At 63.2% G+C, this 3,482-nt stretch carries 5 protein-coding genes and 1 pseudogene; 1 reads left to right on the top strand and 5 read right to left on the bottom strand.

The window, feature by feature from the left end; translation table 11 throughout:
• Positions 1–329, bottom strand: a 329-nt coding sequence (locus L9Z73_RS27525) for a class I SAM-dependent methyltransferase (protein ID WP_247407813.1), incomplete at its 3' end; no start/stop codon positions are given.
• 96 nt (positions 330–425) lie between these two features.
• Between L9Z73_RS27525 and L9Z73_RS27530 the strand changes: the two genes are divergently transcribed.
• Positions 426–1,046, top strand: coding sequence for an energy transducer TonB (locus tag L9Z73_RS27530; protein WP_247407815.1), 621 nt, complete (start codon positions 426–428; stop codon positions 1,044–1,046).
• Positions 1,047–1,087: 41 nt separating this feature from the next.
• Here L9Z73_RS27530 and L9Z73_RS27535 read toward each other — a convergent pair whose 3' ends face one another.
• The 4 genes and pseudogenes from L9Z73_RS27535 to L9Z73_RS27550 form a co-directional block, all read right to left on the bottom strand.
• Positions 1,088–1,915, bottom strand: coding sequence for an isocitrate lyase/PEP mutase family protein (locus tag L9Z73_RS27535; RefSeq protein WP_247407817.1), 828 nt, complete (start codon positions 1,913–1,915; stop codon positions 1,088–1,090).
• Positions 1,916–1,942: 27 nt separating this feature from the next.
• Positions 1,943–2,803, bottom strand: coding sequence for a DUF72 domain-containing protein (locus tag L9Z73_RS27540; protein WP_247407819.1), 861 nt, complete (start codon positions 2,801–2,803; stop codon positions 1,943–1,945).
• Complete coding sequence (locus tag L9Z73_RS27545; RefSeq protein WP_247407821.1) at positions 2,803–3,105, bottom strand: hypothetical protein; 303 nt, start codon at positions 3,103–3,105, stop codon at positions 2,803–2,805. The genes L9Z73_RS27540 and L9Z73_RS27545 overlap by 1 nt, the downstream gene beginning before the upstream one ends.
• Positions 3,106–3,353: 248 nt before the next feature.
• Positions 3,354–3,482, bottom strand: a pseudogene (locus tag L9Z73_RS27550) (tRNA (adenosine(37)-N6)-threonylcarbamoyltransferase complex dimerization subunit type 1 TsaB); the annotation flags it as partial.

Here is a 3,482-nt window from a genome sequence, read left to right on the forward strand (position 1 = left end):
TCCTTGCCCAGCCCGGCCGTTGCGTCCAGCACCCGTGGGCGCACGCCTTGGGCGATACCGACGGCTTTGGCGATCATCTGCCCGCTGCCGCCACCGTACAAACGCCGGTGCGCCGCGCCGCCTTCAACAAAATCCACGCGCACCGGCCCCGGCGCGTCAGGCCCGAGCTGTTGCAACTGCAGGCCTTGTTCCCCGACTTGCAGGGAAAATTCCGCATCCGTCAGCTGTAACGGCAAGCCAAGCAGCGCAGCCCACTGTTCGGCACGGGCCTGGAAGCCGTCGGCCAAGGCCTCGACCTGGATGCGGCTGGCCGCTGGTTGTTCGCTCATGAATCGCTACGCTCAAAAATATTAAGGATCGGCCAATAACGGCCGATAGAAACAAGGATCAGGTATTTTGCCAGAGCTGAGCGTCGACCGAGAAAAATGTCAGACATTCTTCCGCTAACCATCGGTGTACTGCCGACCCACAACAACTACGGCCTGCGCAATACTCAAGCGCTGGCCGGAGTCAGTCATGTGTGGCAGGACTTCTTCGCCCGCGCGTTGGCCGAGCAGCTCGGTGAAACGCCGGATGCGCTCGCCGCCAAGGCATCGGCGCCGCTGGACCTAGCAGTGGAGCCCAGCGCGGGCGCCGACCTGCTGTCGCAAATTCTCACCCAACGTGAATGCGACGTGAAAGACACCGAGATCGCCCCGCCTGAGCCGCTGTTCCTGCCGATCGCCGAATTCGAAACCGAGTTGTTGCCGCCGCCCGCCACGCCGTTCCCGCAAGAAGAAATCGTTGCCCAGCAGCGCCAGCAGAGTTTTGAAAGCGGCTGGGTGCGCCCGATCGTGCTGAGCGCCGGCCAACCTCTGCCAGAACCCGGCCCAGCGCCGGAACCGCGCCCACTGCACTTGCCGATCGCCGAATTCGAGGTGGACCTGCTGCCACCGGCCGCCACGCCGTTCCCGCAAGAAGAGCTGGCCGCCCAACAAAAGGCCCTGGACTTCGACTACCACTGGGCCCGCCCGCTGGTCGTCAACAACCTGCGCCTGGCTGCTTAAGCCTCAACACCGCGCCCCATCGCCTTAAGAACACGCACCGCTTAATCCTTGAAGAATTGACTGGCCTGACTGTAGGGCATCGAGCGTTCGGTGAAGGTGAAGGTGCCAGATTCGTACACCTCCTGCGCCGCCCGGTAGAACTCGCCATACGCCGCCAGCGCCATGGCCGAGCCCACGCTGATGCGCTTGACGCCCATCGCGCTCAACTGCGCCACACTGAGCTTCAGACCGCCGGACATCAGCACATTCACCGGCTTTGGCGCCACGGCCTTGACCACCGCCAGCACCTCCTCGGCACTGCGCAGCCCCGGCGCATAGAGCACGTCCGCACCGGCTTCGGCGTAGGCCTGCAGGCGGCGAATAGTGTCAGGCAAATCCAGGCGACCATGCAGGAGGTTTTCTGCGCGGGCCGTCAGCATGAACCGGAATGGCAGGCTGCGCGCCGCAGCGACGGCGGCTTCCACACGCTCGACGGAGCGGTCAAAGGGATAGATCGGATCGACGGCGATACCCGTGGCATCTTCGATGGAGCCGCCGACGATACCGCAGGCAGCGGCGCGCAAAATGGTCTGGGCGCAACCGTCGGGGGTGTCGCTGAAGCCGTTTTCCAGGTCGGCGGCCACTGGCAACGCCGTGGCCTCGGCGATCATCGCGGCATTGACCAAAGTGTCTTCCAGGGACAACGCCCCTTCGGCGTCCGGGCGTCCCAGGCTGAACGCGTAGCCGGCGCTGGTGGTGGCCAGGGCTTCAAAGCCGAGGCTGGCGAGCATGATCGCTGAGCCGGCGTCCCACGGGTTGGGCATCACGAACGCACGATCGCGCTCATGCAGGGCCTTGAAGGTTTCGGCGCGAAGGGTTTGGGCATCCATGACTGACTCCTGGCGGGAAAAGGAGCCTTAGAGTAACCCCAGTTGCTCGGCTGCGGGTTCGCGGTGCAAGGTCGGCAACGCGGGCAGGCCGGGCAAACGTGCCATCAGCTTATCGTGGAAACGCAGCGCCAGTTGCGCGGCAAGGCGGTTATCCGAGGTGTGCAGGAACACGTAGGGCGTGCGCCCTTCTTCGATCCAGCCGGCGATCTTTTCCAGCCATGGGATCAGGAACGGGTCGTTGGCCTCAAGCTCGGGATCGCCGATAAACCGCACTTGGGGAAACAGAGTCAACGCCGCCGGGCGCGGTGGCACTTTGGGCTTTTTTGCTTGGGCATGCAGCACGGCCGCCGAGGTCGACGTGCAACTGAACAGGGCGCGAGGATCAAGGCAGATCCGCTCGACGCCACGGTCGCGCAGCAGCCGGTTGAGCATCCGCTCGGCATCACCCTTGGCGAAGAACTCCGGGTGACGCACTTCCACGGCCAAGGGGCGTTCCAGCCCGTCGATAAACCCGGCCAGTTCGCCGAGGCGCTGCGGCGAAAAACTCGCCGACAGTTGCAGCCACAGCGGTGAAACGCGTTCACCCAGCGGGCTCATCAACCCGACGAAACTGTGCGCCGCCGGCAACTGCTCACGCAGGTCGCCGCCGTGGCTGATGTCCCTGGGGAATTTGGCGGTGAAGCGAAAATCCTCGGGCATAATCTCAGCCCAGCGCTGCACGGTGGCAGCCGACGGACGCGCATAAAAAGTGGTATTGCCTTCAACCGCATTGAAGACCTGCGAGTACAACGCGAGGTAATCGCTGGAGCGGGCATCGACGGGGTACAGGTACTCGCGCCAGGCGTTTTCACTCCAGGACGGGCAACCGATAAAATAAGGCAGGCGCATCAGATGTGGATGTCGAGACCCAGCACTTCCATATCCCATTCGACAAAGCCGGCGGTGGTCAGGTAGCTGGCCAGCGCGGTGGCGACGCTTTTGCTCATGGAGCGCGGGAAGAGCATGTCTTGCTGACGGGCGGGAAGACCGCCGATACGTGCGTTTGCGGCGCCTTGGGGGCTGGACGACGCTTCGGACTGGACCTCGATGAAGTCCGGCGAATCCTCGACGGATTCGTCTACCGTGACGTTTGCCTTACGCGGCTTACGCTTGAGGGGGTAGGACTGTGAGGAAAATCCGTCTATACGCATCGATGCGAACTCGGTATCGGTGATGGCATTTTAGTGGCGCAATCCATAACGCGCAAATGCTCTGGTGATAACTAGAACACATAAATGGAAAAAGGTTTAAACACTGGGGCAAATTCTGACGATTGGCGCGTTTTTCAGTATGGCGCGCTTGGTGTGGCGAGGGAGCTTGCTCCCGTTGGGCTGCGCAGCGGCCCCAGATTTTAGGGGCCGCTTCGCGCCCCAGCGGGAGCAAGCTCCCTCGCCACAGGTCAAAGGCCGCGCTCGGCCTTGGTCTGCGCGACTTTATCGCGCAGGTACACCGGCGCTGCCAGGTCGGCAGCAATCGCCTCGCCGCGCTCGAACGCAAAGCGCGCCAGGGTCAGCAAGTCTTCGGCATG

This window comes from Pseudomonas emilianonis, from assembly GCF_023072625.1.
Classification (GTDB): domain Bacteria; phylum Pseudomonadota; class Gammaproteobacteria; order Pseudomonadales; family Pseudomonadaceae; genus Aquipseudomonas; species Aquipseudomonas paraveronii.

Excerpts from the sequence above, each read along its gene's own strand:
- L9Z73_RS27545 (WP_247407821.1), bottom strand. The coding sequence starts at position 3,105 with ATGCGTATAGACGGATTTTCCTCACAGTCCTACCCCCTCAAGCGTAAG.
- L9Z73_RS27535 (WP_247407817.1), bottom strand. The coding sequence starts at position 1,915 with ATGGATGCCCAAACCCTTCGCGCCGAAACCTTCAAGGCCCTGCATGAG.
- L9Z73_RS27540 (WP_247407819.1), bottom strand. The coding sequence starts at position 2,803 with ATGCGCCTGCCTTATTTTATCGGTTGCCCGTCCTGGAGTGAAAACGCC.
- L9Z73_RS27530 (WP_247407815.1), top strand. The coding sequence starts at position 426 with ATGTCAGACATTCTTCCGCTAACCATCGGTGTACTGCCGACCCACAAC.